Raw genomic sequence first — 15,462 nt, 5'->3', positions numbered from 1 at the left:
ATCATTTAACAAAATTAACAAATTTTAAGGACAATCATGGTCATTCAAACGCCCATTGAGCGTTATCAAGCCGCTTTAGCGTCAGGTAATTTTAGTAAAGACCCTGTACAGCTACAAGCGATGACTTATTTAGATGAGCTACATCATAAAATCATTGCGATGAATGATGGTGCCAAGCAAGGATTTTTTGCCAGTTTGTTTAAGTCAAAGCCTAAGCCACCCAAAGGGCTGTATATGTGGGGCGGTGTTGGGCGTGGTAAGACTTGGATGATGGATATGTTTTATGAAAGCCTGCCAATCAAACGCAAAATGCGTATGCATTTTCATCATTTTATGCAGCGTGTGCAGTTTGAATTGGTTAAGTTGCAGGGGCAATCAGACCCATTGCAAAAGGTCGCTGACATCATTCATGATGAAGCTTTGGTCATTTGTTTTGATGAGTTTTTTGTGTCAAATGTATCTGATGCAATGATTTTGGGCGACTTATTTACCATGCTGTTTGAGCGAGGCATCACTCTTGTGGCAACTTCAAATATTGAGCCATCAGGACTTTATAAAAATGGCATTCATCGCAATCGTTTTTTGCCTGCCATTGCTCAAGTTGAAAAAAATACCACTGTCATGAATATTGATATTGGTGTGGATTATCGTCTCAGGTTGTTAAAGCAGGCTAAATTGTACAGCTCCCCACTGCTTGATGAGACAGCAAATTGGCTGTCTGAGCGGTTTGATACACTGTCGGCAGGGCAGACGGTGAGCACCAAACCTATCAGCATTGGTGGACGAGAGATTGAAATCATTAAGCGTACCGAGACCATGTTGCTTGCTGATTTTCGTATGTTGTGTATGCAGCCGCGTTCGGCAGCAGATTTTATTGAAATTGCCAATGATTTTGATACAGTGATGGTGGATAATGTCCCTGCCTTGACTGATACGCTGATGGATCCTGTGCGTAGATTTATCTATTTGGTGGATGAGTTTTATGATCGCCGTGTCAAGTTGCTGGTGCGTGCAGAACAATCAATTTTGGATTTATATCAAGGCGAAAAGCTTGCTTTTGAGATTGAAAGAACTCGTTCAAGACTGTTAGAAATGCAATCAGAAGATTATTTGGCAGAGCAACATCGTGTAGAATGAATACAAGGAGTGAGTCATGACTGTTCAAATAAATCCTATGATTGACACCATACAGGCTCGTCGCAGTATTGGTAATTTGGTCTTGCCCATGCCAACAGATGATGAATTAAGCATTGCCTTGCGTGCTGCAATGTCTGCACCTGATCATAAGCAATTAAAGCCATGGCGATTTACTGTATTAACCAACAATGCACTGATTGAATTTGGCAAGGTTTTATTAAAGGCGCAGCAAGCAAGTTGTACCAAGCCACTTGATGACATGACTTGTCAAAAGCTACTAAATATGCCGCAGCGTGCACCAATGATTATTGCTGTTGCTACTGACATCAAAGAGCATGAAAAAGTACCATCGTTTGAGCAGATACTCAGTGTTGGTGCAGCAATACAAAACTTATTACTCGCCTTTGAATCGTTGGGTTATCACACGGTTTGGCGTACTGGTCTTTTAAGTAATGCGCCGCCAGTGAAGACATATTTTAAGGTGGCAGATAAGGACATGATTTGTGGTTTTGTTTATGTGGGTTCAAGTAGTGTGAATATGCCTGCTCGTTGTGAGATGGATTTAAATGAGTTTGTTGAGTATTATCGCTAAATATTGCCACCATTCATCATTCTTAAAGCTCTTTTTTTAAATGTGCTAAATTAAAATACAAAAGGCTAATTTATGAAATTACCTAAGTCAATCAATCATTCAAAGGTCAAAAAAATTGTTGATGTGGCAAGTGGTGGTATTGATGTGATGCAAACCATCAAAATCTCTGGTGAGCAAGGCTCTATCATTGCAAGCATTGCCAAATTTGCTCGCTTAAAAAAGAAAAAAAATTCCCTTAAGTCATCGGATACAAAAACCAAAGATGAAGCAGATAATATTCCATTGAAGTTAGTGTTTGTTGGTGGTGGTAGCTTTGGCACAGCGATGGCAAATATGGCAGCTAAAAATGGCTGTGATGCAACACTTTGGGTGCGAGATAAGTCAGCTGTTAGGTCAATGAAAAAAAACCTCATCAACAAAAAATACCTACCAAATCATAAGCTGTCAGAGCATCTAAAATTTAGCCATGATTTAAAGTCTGCCGTACAGGGCAAGGACATCATTTTTGTGGCCGTGCCAAGCTCAGCATTTCGAGAGATGCTCAAACAGATCAAACCGTTTATTACCCATCAGGCGGTGGTGTCTTTAACCAAGGGTATGGAAAAGGCGACTTTTGCCATGATGAGCGACATCATCAAGGAGGTTTTGCCTCAGGTGAATTTTGGTGTGATGAGTGGTCCAAATTTGGCGGTTGAAATCATGGATAACATGCCCTCTGCCACCGTTATTGCATCATCATCAGAGCTGCTGCGTACCGCTGTTCAAGAGGCTTTACATGGTGCATTTTTTCGTGTGTTCTCTTCTGACGATATTAAGGGCGTTGAGCTTGGTGGCACCTTGAAAAATATTTATGCCATTGCCATGGGTATGGCGGCAGCTTATGATGTTGGGGATAATACCAAGGCCATGCTATTGACTCGTGCTTTGGCAGAAATGAGCCGATTTGGTGTAGCAACAGGGGCAAATCCCTTAACTTTTTTAGGTTTATCTGGGGTGGGGGATTTGTATGCCACTTGCAATTCGGTGCTAAGTCGTAATTATCGCATCGGCAATATGCTGGGCAAGGGCATGACTCTTGAAAATGCCATCAAAAAGCTAGGACAAACTGCAGAGGGCGTCAATACCATTTTGCAGGTCCATGAGCGTGCCAAAGAGCTTGGCGTGTATATGCCCATTACGCACGCCTTACATGCTGTGCTGTACGAAAACAAATCACCGCTGGGCGTGGCATTAAATTTGATGGAGACAGGTTTTCGTAGTGATGTTGAATTTGTCATGCCACATGATGAGAGTAATGCACGCCTAAGTCAAGAATTTGATGAGGTATTGCAGGCGAGCAAGAATGCCAAATCTAAACCTATTGATTGGGAATGATGATGAAATTGATTTTAGTAAGGCATGGGCAAGCTGAGCCTTATTGTGATGATGATGCGGGGCGTCGCTTAACCCATGTTGGTAAGATGCAGGCAAGCCAAACGGCAGATTTTTTGGTAAATTTCACCAAAAACAATCCTGTTGATGTTGTCATCACCAGCCCATATCATCGTGCTAATCAGACAGCCAGCATCATTTTAAATGAGCTTATTTGTGCAGGGCAAAATCCCGCTTTTATGACAGTTAAAAACATCACACCTGATGATAATCCTGCCGTCGGTCTTGATGGTATTGACCATGCTGTTTGTCATCAATTTGGCACAGCGATAGATGATTTGACCGTAGTTATTGTATCCCATATGCCCATCATTGCTCATTTGGCAGCCACGCTAGACGGTACATCGCCTGTGTTTTTTGAACTGGCAGAATGTCGTGTGTTTGACACACCTGTGATTGCAGAGGGTTTGGCAACGCAAATCGCCCAATTTACGCCAATTCAGACATGAACACATTACCAAAAAATCTTATAAAACCCTTGCATATTTAAAATTATCAAGTATAATACAAACTTGGCTTCATCGGTAGCTTCGCAACCATATACTATGAACCCCGCCAGGACCGGAAGGTAGCAACGGTAGTAGATATAAGGTGTGCCGAAGATGTGCTGATGAAGTCATTTTTTTTGTCTTATATTTATATAAGCTATTGATTTTATTAAATATTTTATTTTTGGTGCAAAATTTTTCTACTAATTTTTAACCAATTGCAGTACAATAATCATTATTTAAACCATCATTTGTTAATTTAGGTGTGATATGACAACCATTGACCCAAAACTTAGCCAAAAACAAGCTGCTGCGAATGCCGCCCTAAGCCACATTGAAGATGGTATGATTTTGGGTGTGGGAACGGGCAGTACCGTAAACTGCTTGATTGAGCTATTGCCAAAAGTAAATCTCAAAGGTGCTGTGTCATCATCAAAGGTTACCGAAGATAAGCTGCGTGCCTTAGGTATTGAAATTTTTGATTTAAATAGCGTGGGTGAGTTGGATCTGTATATTGATGGTGCGGATGAGATTGATGCTGCTGGTAACATGATTAAAGGTGGTGGCGGTGCTTTGACACGAGAAAAAATTGTGGCAGCAGCGTCCAAGTCTTTTATTTGTATGGTTGATGACTCAAAAATTGTCAGTCAGTTGGGTAGGTTTCCTGTGGCGGTGGAGGTATTGCCACAGGCTCGTTCTTATGTGGCTCGTGAGCTGGTAAAACTAGGCGGCGAACCTGTGTATCGTGAGGGTTTTGTTACCGATTATGGTAATATCATCTTAGACACTTACGATTTAGACATTGTCAATCCAAAGCAAGTTGAAGAGGTATTGAATAATATCGTTGGTGTGGTGTGTCACGGTGTTTTTTCTCGGCAGTCGGCAACGCTCATGCTAAAAGCAAGCGATGATGGTGTTGAGACTGTCAGATTTTGATTGCCGATGACCCAAAAATACCCCACATTCATGATGGGGTATTTTTATGACATTGTGGAATATCCACCAAAAGCAATGCTTATCTATTCAAATCTCGTTCAGATCGTGGCGTATAATACATAAAGAAACTTAAAAAGATTGCCAACATACCCACAACCGCCAAATATAGTGCAGGAGCGAATGAGAAATAAAAGCTGGCATAACCCAATACAAATGGCAAAATGCCACCAATGACAGCAATGGTGGTATTATAACAGATGCCCAAACCTGTCATGCGTACTTTGGCGGGAAATATCCGTGTCATGATAGATGGTAATGCACCAATTAAGCCATTGGATAGCCCAAGTAAGGCAAAGCAAAGTAGAATCAATGAACCGCCATTTTGTAGGTGATGAAAGAAAATCATCACTTGGGTAATTAAGAGTAATCCGCCAAATGCCAGCACACGACCTGCCCCAAATCTGTCGGTTAAATAGCCAAACATGATAGAGCCAAGCATGAGAAAAATCAGACCAATCACGCTGCCAAAGTATAAATACTCATTAGAAATTTGATAATGGCTTGCTAATAGTGGCATGATCAATGCGGGTAAATATATTGCCGAACTACCAATGATGAATGATATCAGCACCGAGATGATGACACTGAGCTTATGACGCACAACGATGGATTTTAAAATAACCAGCAAACCTGCATGATGCAAGGAAAATTGTTCAGAAGGCATTAAAGTAGCGGAGTTGGGTTGTTCTTGTAAATGAATGCTGTCAATATAAGATTTAAGAGAGGCTATAGGTTTGGTGATATTGTCAAAAACAGTGGTTTCTGGCAGATTTTTGAGTAAAAAAGCTGCCACTAGGCCCAAAGTGCCACCAATAAGAAATGGTATTCGCCAGCCGTAGCTGAGCATCTGAGTCGAAGTGAGTGTGTCTTGTAAAAATCCAACAAGACCAATCACCACCAAATACGATAACATGCTACTGGCACAAACAAGACCACAACCCAAGCCGATGTTTTTGATGGGTAGATGCTCAACAATGAAAGTCCATGCAGCTGGCAATGCACCACCAATGGCAACACCTTGTCCAAACCTAGCAACCATAAGCAGTAGCGGTGCAATGATACCAATTTGTTGATAAGTGGGCAAAAGTGCAACCAACAGTGTTGTTATCATCACGCCCAGTATGCTAAGCATGAAAGCGGGTTTTCTGCCATGAGTATCGCCATATTTGCCAAAAAGCAATCCACCGACAGGTCTTGCTAGATAGCCTGTGATTAATAGAAAAAAGGTTTGTAGATATCCTATCCACACATCATCTTGATTACCAAAAAAAATCAACGAAAATAGGTCTGCCAAATAAACAAATGAAATAAAATCAAAAAACGCCACCGTTGAGCACAACACAGTGATGGCCATGATAGAATAATGTTTGGAGTTTAATAGCTCTGTCGTGTTTAGCTGCATGAAGTTATCCGTCGTCGCCTTGCTGATGATATGTGCTTGGCTAAACTAAAAAATGATGGCTTGGTAAGGCTTATGATGATTTGGTTACAAAAAATGATTATATCAGAAATTTGGTAATATTAGTTAAAGTGCTTTTTAGTTATCAAAAAATAGTTGTTTATTTTTTTGATCAAAACAGCCAATCAATTGGCATCAAACTTAGTATTGCCACGCCAGCACGATGCCCAAGCTTCATGTCAGGTTCATTTTGATGAATGGTGTATTTACCGTGTTCAAGTGTGTGCCATTCAAGGGTATTTTGTTTGGTTAGTATAACTTTATAAGCTTGGTTTAAGATTTTTTGGCTATCTAGAGCGTTATGCAGTTGTCCAGCAAGCCGTTCATCATGAATGATTACGCCAAGTTCGGTGTTAAAATTGGCGGAGCGAGGGTCAATATTGTAAGAACCAATAAATACTTTTTCATTATCCACCGAAAAAGCTTTAGCGTGCAGGCTTGTTGTGGTTGTTTGTTTGTTTCTCCACAGTTTATTGATATCGGCATTTGTGTTTGTGGCGGTGGATTTAAGTTCATACAGATGAACCCCAGCATCTAGCAAATCATGACGCCAATGCCCATAACCTATATGGACAGCACCGACATCAGTAGCGTCATAAGAGTTGGTCAAAATTCTCACCTTTACGCCACTTTTGGCAAGTCGCCTTAACAAACGCACGCCTTTTTTGGTTGGTACAAAATATGATGAAATGATGCTAAGATTTTTTATAGGGCGTCCTAGTCTTGATTGTAAAAGGCTGACAAGGTGCGTGTCCAAATTAGCGTTATTTGTTAATTTATCAACATCATCTGCTAAAAATTCAATGGTTGCCCAGCGAAATGGCACTTGCTTGTTCAGCAAATCTTTGCCAATTTTTGAATGTTTAAGTGCATGCCAGTAAGTATTTAGAGATTTTTTTTGGTTATTGATGGCATCATTGCTATTTAAGAGTGTCTGATTGATTAATTCTGGCAATGTTTTTGAGGTGGGTTTGGCGATGGTTTCAATGTCATAGCTGGTGCCAGATGACCAGTAATCTTCAAAGCTTGCCCCCACATCACTAACCACATCGCCAATGAGTAGTACATCCATGTCAGAAAAATTATTGTGCTTGGTGTTGTTAAGATATTCATTGCCGATATTGCGACCACCAATAATGCTTAATTGCCCATCAAAAGTCATGCTTTTATTGTGCATTCTTCGGTTGATTCTGATGGGTTCGGTGAAAAAACTTATTGCCCGAAAACGACGATAAGTAAAAGGGTTGGATAGGCGTACAGCGACATTTGGGTGTTTGGCAAAGGCAAGCAAAAGCTCGTCTAGCTTGGGAGAGCTATTAAAGTCATCAAGCAAAAGGCGTACCAGCACACCACGCTCTGCTGCTTGCCACAAGTCATAAATCATCATCTGGCCTGCTTCGTCATTATGCCAAATATAGTATTGAATATCGATGGTTTTTGTTGCTGTATCAACCAAAACCTTGCGAGCAGCAAAGGCATTTATCCCTGTAGCGATTGGATAATAGCCTGATAAATTGACCTTGTCCTGCTGTTGCATATCAAGCAGATAGCCTGACAAGATTGAAGGATTTTTGGATTTTTGTTGTTTAAGTTGAGCTTTTTGAGTAAGTGTTTGACTCTTTGGTAGATGTGCAGTCGTTGGCAAACTTTGGCATGACACCAAGGCAGTCAAAGTCAATAAGGCAAAAGTTGGTCTACAATAAGACATGGGTTTGGTGAATATCATTGGTATAAAATACAATTTTTAACAATTTTAACAAATTTTTGCCAATATGATTTTAATCAAGTTGGTTGTCATTAAGCGTGTTGATTTCATCACTAAATGGCGTGTCTAAACTTGCTATTTTGTAGTTTTCAGATGCCCATTCACCAAGGTCAATCAACTGACAACGCTTAGAGCAAAAGGGTTTGGTTGGATTGTCTTGCCATATGGTTAGGGTTTTGCAAGTGGGACAGGGGTAGGTATGAGAGCCAATCTTGTGCATTGTATTTAAAATTGTATTTAAAAAATTAGATTTATTCTACCATAAAGCATCAAATTTTATCGTATTATGTTTTGTTTTTTGTGCAAGAAACAGTAGGTAAATTTTTGCCGTGTGTTTTGATGTGCTTTTTAAATGTATTGAAGCCATATCGTAGATGTCTTTAAAAATCTACGAAAAACACACATAAATACTTGAAAATTTTATGAATATTGTTATAATCTACAACCTATTTTTCATCACATTTTACAGACAAAAAGGGCAAACTATGGCAATGCACGGCGAGCAAACCACATTTAATATGCGTGTTGATAAAAATTTGGTTGAGCAATTTAAACAAGCGGCAAGAGATAACAACCGTACAGCAAGCCAACTATTGCGTGATTGCATGATTGAGTATGTGAAGAAAAACCGTCAAGGTGATATGTTTAAGCGTTGATTTGAACCGTTTTTTTATAAAAAAAAGCACTAATTACTAGTGCTTTTTTTGTCGTCAAATGACATTTTGAGTTTTATTGCCAAGCGTCTTTAATCCAATCGCTGGGTAAAACATGGCGATACCACTTGCCACCACCACCTGTGATGGCATCTGGCGGATTAATTTCCCCATGAAATACGATGATTTTGGCATCTTTTGGCTTAATGGGCGGTTTAAAATATGAAAAAGGAATTTTTTGTAAGCAATGATATTTGTAGCTGACACACCACGATGCGTCCCAATATTCTAAATGATGATGTTCGCGAAGATAATTGGACAAAAACGCCTGTTCATGCCGAAACTCAGAGCGTACTTTTTCAAAATTATTCTCAAAGTATTGAAGCAGGTTTGGATAAGTGTGGTAACCAACTTTGAAGCGATATACTGATGAGTTACCGACCATTCGCCATGGTTTCTTCCAATCACGAATGATCATCACGCTGTCTTCGTGTTGTGCTTGATGTGTAAAAAAACAATCAATATTATCAACGATGACGATGTCAATATCTAAAAATAGTGCCGTACCTTTTAAGTCATAAAGCTTGGGCTTGAAAGTGGTGAGTTTTTTCCACCCACGCTCAGGAATATTGCTCGGTAGGTTTAATTCTGGTATCGGGTAACAAACAACCTCTTTTCTAATACCTAGAGCATCATCTGTCAGGCATACAAAAGTAAAGGGTAGGGTCATATTACGCTGAACCATGTTGTACAGACGATTGACATATTCTGCACCGTACTTTGTGCCCCATTTCATGCAAATGATGTAGTTGGTGTCAGGTGAATTGTCAGTCATGGACTTCTCTTGTGGTAATTAAAGGGCAGGATTGGATTTTCTTAATGAGCTCTTGTTCGGGTAATAAGTAGGGATTTTGGCCAAATGGTGTGAATTTGAAACGACGATAACCCCACATATAGTGGTTAAAGTGTTTGTCAATCATTGATTGTATGGCATCATTCAGTGCACTGGTTGCAACAACAATGTCTTTGTCATAAAGTACAGAGCTGTTAAAGTCGTAACAAAAAACCTCAAAGCCGTCATCATTATCACAGCGTATGCAACTAAGGCCAACTAAGGCACAACCTGTTTTTTGTGCCAGTTTTGGTGCAAGAGTGCTGGTTAGGGTTGGTATGCCAAAAAATGGTACAATAGTACCGCCAGACAAATCAGGAACATGATCGGGTAAAACGATGCTAAACCCGCCTTCTTTTAGGGTTTTAAAAATGGCCTTAACACCTTTGGTGTCAGTGGGGACAAGTGTGGCATTGAGCCTTTGACGACCTTGTAAAATAAATTGGTCCATCGCTACTGATTTGGCAGGCTTATACATGATGACGGGCTTACCAAATTGATTGAGCCATGCGTTCATCATCTCCCAAGTACCGATATGCGGTACGATGGCAAGCATACCATTGGGGTGTGACAACCCACGCTGCAAGATTTCTAAATCATGCACATTTTTGATTTGGTTGATAGACCACTCTGGAGGCATCGCCCAACTTTTTAAGCTATCAACACTACTGATGAGCTGATTGTTTAGAGCCTGTAATGACAGTTGTTTTCGCTCCTCACCTGATAGATGAGGGTGTACCATTATAAGGTTTTTGCGAATACTTCGATAAATGCTGGCATCTGCCATGCGTGCCAAATTGGCACCAACTCGTGCCAAAATACGCAGTAGCGATAATGGCACGAACCTGATGAGTCTAAACATTAATAAACCCAACCACACTTAAAACCAATTCATCATTAGGCTTTTTCTTTTTCACGAATGCGTAGCCCCAATTCACGCAGTTGCTTGGCATCTACTGATGCAGGTGCTTGGGTTAATGGGCATTCTGCAGTTTTGGTTTTTGGAAAAGCGATCACATCACGGATTGACGATGAACCTGTCATCAACATCACCAAACGGTCAAGACCAAATGCCAGTCCGCCATGTGGTGGTGCACCATATTTAAGGGCGTTAAGTAAGAAGCTAAATTTCTCCTCCGCTTCTTCTTCACTAATACCTAATGCTTCAAAGATGGCTTTTTGCATTTCTAGTGTATAGATACGCAATGAACCACCGCCAATCTCCGTGCCGTTTAACACCATGTCATAAGCGACAGACAGTGCCTGACCTGGGTTTGATTTGACTTCTTCTACGCTAGATTTTGGCAGGGTGAATGGGTGGTGAACAGAAGTCCATTTACCATCATCGGTTTCTTCAAACATTGGGAAATCAACAACCCATAGCGGTGCCCATTGCTGAGTCAGTAGATTTAAATCATGGCCAAGTTTTACACGCAATGCACCCATCGCATCATTTACTACCTTGGCTTTGTCTGCACCAAAGAAAATGATGTCGCCAGATTCTGCATCAGTACGCTTAATGAGTTCAACCAACACCTCATCGGTCATATTTTTAATGATTGGCGATTGTAGGCCTGATTCTTGATCCACGCCGTTATTGATGTTATTAGTATCATTGACTTTGATATAAGCAAGACCTTTGGCACCATATATACCAACAAATTTGGTATACTCGTCAATTTGTTTGCGACTTATTTCTGCGCCATTTGGTACACGCAGGGCGACAACACGACCCTTGGGATCTTGGGCGGGGGCTGAAAATACCTTAAATTCAACATCTTTCATGATGTCTGCCACATCAACCAGTTTTAAAGGAATACGCAAGTCTGGTTTGTCTGATGCGTAATCACGCATGGCTTCTGAGTACGGCATGCGGATAAATTTATCAAATTTCACGCCAAGCAATTCATCAAACAGCTTAACGGTCATACCTTCCATTAAGTCCATGATGCTATCATCATCTAAGAATGAAGTTTCGATGTCAATTTGTGTAAATTCTGGTTGGCGGTCAGCACGCAAATCCTCATCACGAAAGCATTTGGCAATTTGGTAGTAGCGGTCAATACCACCGATCATCAATAGTTGTTTAAATAACTGTGGCGATTGTGGTAGGGCGTAAAAATCACCATTAGACACACGACTTGGCACCAAATAATCTCTTGCACCTTCTGGGGTGGCACGAGTTAGGATTGGCGTTTCAACATCTAAAAATCCGTGTTCATCTAAATAGTTACGAATCAGACTGGTTACTTTTGAGCGAAAACGCAAACGGTCCAACATTTCTGGACGGCGAATGTCTAAGAAGCGATATTTTAGACGCAATTCTTCTGATACATTGATGTTGTCATCATTGAGTGGAAAAGGCGGAGTGTCAGCCTTGGCAAGCAGTTCAATTTCTTTGCCAAGCAGTTCAACCTGACCGCTTGTCATGTTGTTATTCTCGGTGCCTTCGTAGCGACGACGCACACGACCTGTGATTTTTAGTAGGTATTCAGAGCGAGCAGCATCGGCAGTGGCAAATGCTATGGGTGTGTCTGGATCGATGACAACTTGCAACAGACCTTCACGATCACGCATGTCTAAAAAAATCACACCGCCATGATCACGACGACGGTGAACCCAGCCTGCGATGGTGATGGTTTGGTCGATAAGCTCTTCGGTCACAAGACCACAATAATGACTACGCATCATAAAACAATTGCCTTAATGAATTAAGTTTGAAGTGTATTTAAGAAATTAAATAGATTTTTAGATCTAGATTGTAGCAAAAATATACCAGAATGTTAATAAAAATTTGACAAATTTTTATTAAAAAATAAAAAAGCTTGCATCAAAGCAAAGAAATCTTAGAGTAAAATTGAATTGATGAATGAACTGGACGGATTGTTTTTTTAATATATTTGTTTTTTCATAAAAAAATAAACTATTTAATTTAGATGATCTAATATTTTTCATGATTGTTTATCTTATATGAAAAAATGGTAAAAGTCTGCTAAATAAATGAATTTATTATAGAAATTTGAGTGCTTGTGTGTTAGAATCAGGCTTGATTTTTTGTGTATATATCTTGTGTCAATTTCTCATTTTTCTAAGATTTTAAGGAGATAAATTAAGCCGATGGAGACTTTAAATATCATCTACCTTGTGGCATCAATGTTGATTTTTATAAGCATTATGACCAGTACGCTGTCGGCGCGTCTGGGTGTGCCATTATTGCTGTTCTTTTTGGGTGTGGGCATGCTTGCTGGTGAAGAAGGGTTGCTTGGCATTCATTTTGAAGAATACTCAATGGCAAACTTCATTGGGCAGGCGGCATTGGCGTGTATTTTGCTTGATGGTGGTTTACGCACTTCTTTTAAGTCGTTTCGAGTAGGGCTAAAACCTGCTGTTGTATTGGCTACTTGGGGGGTGGTTGCAACAGTAGCGACGCTGGGCGTATTTGTTACTTGGCTACTTGGTGTTGATTGGCGTTTGGGTTTACTGATGGCGGCGATTGTTGGCTCAACGGACGCTGCGGCGGTTTTTAGTTTATTGCGTAATGGCGGTGTCAAGCTCAATGATCGTGTGCAAGCAACACTTGAACTAGAATCTGGTGCGAACGACCCAATGGCAATTTTGCTTGTAACGGTCATGATTTCCTTAAATCTTGACTCTGATAGTCAAAGCATTTTAGGTATTTTGTTAATGCTGGTTCAGCAGATTGGTGTGGGCTTGGTAAGTGGTGTTGCGGCAGGCTGGGTATTGTCTCGACTATTACCAAAGGTGCATCTGGCAGAAGGTATGTACGCCATCTTAATCATGTCAGCAGGTATGGCGGTATTTGGTGCCACCAACCTACTTGGCGGTAGTGGATTTTTAGCGGTTTATCTGGCAGGCATCGCAATTGGCAATACCAAGGTACGAGCCACGGAGCATGTCTTGCGTGTGATGGATAGCTTTGCTTGGCTATCGCAGGCGGTATTGTTTGTGGTGCTTGGGCTTTTGGTATCACCATCACGAATGCTTGAAGAATGGCACTATTCATTGATTATTTTCTTATTTTTACTCTTTATTGCTCGACCCATCGCTGTAGCAACAAGTTTATTGCCATTTCGTTTTCGCCCAAGAGAAGTTGGATTTATTTCATGGGTGGGGTTGCGTGGTGCTGTACCGATTACGCTGGCACTTATTCCTGTAATGAGTGGCGTAAGTGGGGCAAATCTGGCCTTTAATATCGTTTTTGGTGTGGTGATTTTTTCGTTATTAGCACAAGGAGCAACCATTCCGTTCATGTCTCGGGCATTTCGTGTGTGGGTGCCTACCGATGCCGAACCTAAGGCTGAACATGAGATTTGGGTTGGCGACCAAGCCAATATCACACTGTATGAATTTGAAGTTAAAGCAGGGGCATTTGCGATTGGTCGCCATCCACAGAGCATCTCAACCAAAGTAAATTCTCAGGAGATTGCTGTATTTGCTGTAGTGCGTGATGGCTATTTGATGAGCGTGCATGAAGATACCACGCTAAAAGTTGGTGATATTGTTTGGTATGCGTTGTCTGGCGATTGGGCGGCAAATATTGCCAAAGTTTTTAATAATTCTGCTACCCAGTACCAAAAAACCAGTGAGTTTTATGGCGATTGGCTGTTATCACCGCATGCACGCATTCGAGATTTGCCATTTTATAATCTTGCCACTCGTTCATTGATGCAAAATCGATTTGCCAAAAAAATTGCACCTGTTGCCAATGCGTTAGATGATATTTTTACACCATCTCTTGATTCGCTTGGTTTGTCAGGAATTGATGATGGACTCATTGAAATGCTGAGCAAGGCGAGTCATCAGACGATCGAGGAATTTATGCTGTCTCATTTTAAGGCAGAGCCTGTAAAAGGAGATGAGGTGCGTCTTAATGATGCTTGGTCGCTCATTGTGCGTGATGTTGATGGGCATGGTCGATTGCGTGGCGTTGGTTTAAAAAAACTTGACTGATGATTAAGGTTTTAATCCGACCGATTTAACCGCATATTTTTTATAATATTTTTGGCCAAATCGTTCTTATTTTTAGTAAAATTTTCACAATCACTTTAACAACAAGAGGTAGTCATGCTATTTCATTCATCAAAAAAACCAGTTGAATTACAAATCATCCACTTAAACAAAGTCAAACAAAAACGCCAAGAGCAATTTGAAAAAATTAAAAACAGTGAAGATGGGAAAAAATTCTGCCTGTCAAAACTACCTTTTGGCAAGTCTAATGACAAAAAATCAGAAAAATTATCAAACGATAAAAGTGTTTATGTGCTTGATTTTGATGGAGATATCAAAGCAAGTGCCGTTGAGAATTTGCGTGAAGAAATCAGTACCATCATTGGTACAGCAAAAGCTGGAGATGAGGTGGTACTACGCTTGGAATCTGGCGGAGGTCAAGTTAATAGTTATGGTTTGGCAGCAGCCCAGCTTAAACGCATTAAAACAGCAGGGCTTAGCTTGACAGTTTGTGTTGATAAAATTGCTGCCAGTGGTGGTTATATGATGGCATCTGTCTCAGACAAAGTGATTGCTTCAGACTTTGCCATCATTGGTTCGGTGGGTGTGGTGAGTCAATTGCCCAATTTTCATGAATTAATGAAAAAGCACAACATTGGCTATGAGATGTTTACCGCAGGTGAATACAAGCGTACGGTAACGATGTTTGGGGAGAACACCGACGAAGACCGTAGTAAATACCAAGCTGAAATTGACCGTATTCATCAGCTGTTTAAGCAGTTTGTCAAAAAGCACCGCCCAAATCTTGATGTTGATAAAATTGCTACTGGTGAATTTTGGTTTGCCACAGATGCACTTGAATTAAATTTGATCGATGAAATTGGCACATCGGATTCATATCTGCTGTCACTGATGAAGCATTACAATGTATTTTCTTTGCAATCACGAAGTAAGCCTAATTTGATGGAAAAATTGGGCTTGACCGAACAAATGAACGCATCAATAAAGGCTGCAGCAGAATCAGCGACCGTATCTGTTGCTAAACTCATCAGCCAATTTCAACGCCCTTAACGAGGTTATG

The 15,462-nt window shown here is 40.6% G+C and carries 14 protein-coding genes and 1 other RNA gene; 9 read left to right on the top strand and 6 right to left on the bottom strand.

Annotated elements, in window-relative coordinates; translation table 11 throughout:
- Nucleotides 1–36: 36 nt before the first annotated feature.
- From zapE to rpiA, 6 genes are all read left to right on the top strand, one after another.
- A complete protein-coding gene (gene zapE, locus R0123_RS01645) occupies nt 37–1,137 on the top strand; it encodes a cell division protein ZapE (RefSeq protein WP_323842858.1) in 1,101 nt (366 codons plus the stop codon).
- A 16-nt stretch (nt 1,138–1,153) separates the two neighbouring features.
- On the top strand, nt 1,154–1,729 hold the full coding sequence (locus R0123_RS01640) for a nitroreductase (protein WP_323842857.1): 576 nt from the start codon (nt 1,154–1,156) through the stop codon (nt 1,727–1,729).
- Nucleotides 1,730–1,801: 72 nt separating this feature from the next.
- Complete coding sequence (locus R0123_RS01635; RefSeq protein WP_323842856.1) at nt 1,802–3,103, top strand: NAD(P)H-dependent glycerol-3-phosphate dehydrogenase; 1,302 nt, start codon at nt 1,802–1,804, stop codon at nt 3,101–3,103.
- Between the two features lie 2 nt (nt 3,104–3,105).
- Nucleotides 3,106–3,609, top strand: coding sequence for a SixA phosphatase family protein (locus R0123_RS01630; protein ID WP_323841515.1), 504 nt, complete (start codon nt 3,106–3,108; stop codon nt 3,607–3,609).
- A gap of 70 nt (nt 3,610–3,679) precedes the next feature.
- Nucleotides 3,680–3,776, top strand: an RNA gene (gene ffs / locus R0123_RS01625) — signal recognition particle sRNA small type.
- 142 nt (nt 3,777–3,918) lie between these two features.
- A complete protein-coding gene (rpiA, locus tag R0123_RS01620) occupies nt 3,919–4,584 on the top strand; it encodes a ribose-5-phosphate isomerase RpiA (protein WP_323842629.1) in 666 nt (221 codons plus the stop codon).
- 79 nt (nt 4,585–4,663) lie between these two features.
- Here the strand turns inward: rpiA and R0123_RS01615 are convergent, their stop codons facing one another.
- From R0123_RS01615 to R0123_RS01605, 3 genes are all read right to left on the bottom strand, one after another.
- Entirely contained in the window at nt 4,664–6,046 is a 1,383-nt protein-coding gene (locus R0123_RS01615) for an MFS transporter (protein ID WP_323842855.1), read from the bottom strand.
- Between the two features lie 169 nt (nt 6,047–6,215).
- Nucleotides 6,216–7,811, bottom strand: coding sequence for a phospholipase D family protein (locus R0123_RS01610; RefSeq protein WP_323842854.1), 1,596 nt, complete (start codon nt 7,809–7,811; stop codon nt 6,216–6,218).
- A 70-nt stretch (nt 7,812–7,881) separates the two neighbouring features.
- On the bottom strand, nt 7,882–8,088 hold the full coding sequence (locus R0123_RS01605; RefSeq protein WP_416381475.1) for a DNA gyrase inhibitor YacG: 207 nt from the start codon (nt 8,086–8,088) through the stop codon (nt 7,882–7,884).
- A 265-nt stretch (nt 8,089–8,353) separates the two neighbouring features.
- On the opposite strand from R0123_RS01605, the gene R0123_RS01600 reads away from it, so the two are divergent.
- Entirely contained in the window at nt 8,354–8,524 is a 171-nt protein-coding gene (locus tag R0123_RS01600; RefSeq protein WP_323841511.1) for a hypothetical protein, read from the top strand.
- Nucleotides 8,525–8,597: 73 nt separating this feature from the next.
- Here R0123_RS01600 and R0123_RS01595 read toward each other — a convergent pair whose 3' ends face one another.
- The 3 genes from R0123_RS01595 to aspS are packed head-to-tail and all read right to left on the bottom strand — an operon-like array spanning nt 8,598 to nt 12,104.
- On the bottom strand, nt 8,598–9,356 hold the full coding sequence (locus R0123_RS01595; protein ID WP_323842853.1) for a glycosyltransferase: 759 nt from the start codon (nt 9,354–9,356) through the stop codon (nt 8,598–8,600).
- The gene (locus R0123_RS01590) at nt 9,349–10,287 is read right to left on the bottom strand and encodes a lysophospholipid acyltransferase family protein (RefSeq protein ID WP_323843226.1); all 939 of its coding nucleotides are present in this window, start codon (nt 10,285–10,287) and stop codon (nt 9,349–9,351) included. Before R0123_RS01590 ends, R0123_RS01595 begins: the two co-directional genes overlap by 8 nt.
- 23 nt (nt 10,288–10,310) lie before the next feature.
- Nucleotides 10,311–12,104 carry an aspartate--tRNA ligase gene (gene aspS, locus R0123_RS01585; RefSeq protein ID WP_323842852.1) on the bottom strand — a complete coding sequence of 598 codons (1,794 nt, stop codon included), beginning with the start codon at nt 12,102–12,104 and terminating at the stop codon, nt 10,311–10,313.
- A 426-nt stretch (nt 12,105–12,530) separates the two neighbouring features.
- On the opposite strand from aspS, the gene R0123_RS01580 reads away from it, so the two are divergent.
- Nucleotides 12,531–14,384: a potassium/proton antiporter gene (locus tag R0123_RS01580; RefSeq protein WP_323841508.1), complete on the top strand. Its 1,854-nt coding sequence runs from the start codon at nt 12,531–12,533 to the stop codon at nt 14,382–14,384.
- 114 nt (nt 14,385–14,498) lie between these two features.
- Nucleotides 14,499–15,452 carry a protease SohB gene (gene sohB / locus R0123_RS01575; protein WP_323841507.1) on the top strand — a complete coding sequence of 318 codons (954 nt, stop codon included), beginning with the start codon at nt 14,499–14,501 and terminating at the stop codon, nt 15,450–15,452.
- Nucleotides 15,453–15,462: the final 10 nt, after the last annotated feature.

The sequence above is a fragment of the Moraxella sp. Pampa genome (assembly GCF_035181385.1).
Lineage (GTDB): Bacteria > Pseudomonadota > Gammaproteobacteria > Pseudomonadales > Moraxellaceae > Moraxella.
The sequence above is the reverse complement of the archived record's forward strand: the minus strand, read 5'-3'. Positions and strand labels throughout refer to the sequence as shown.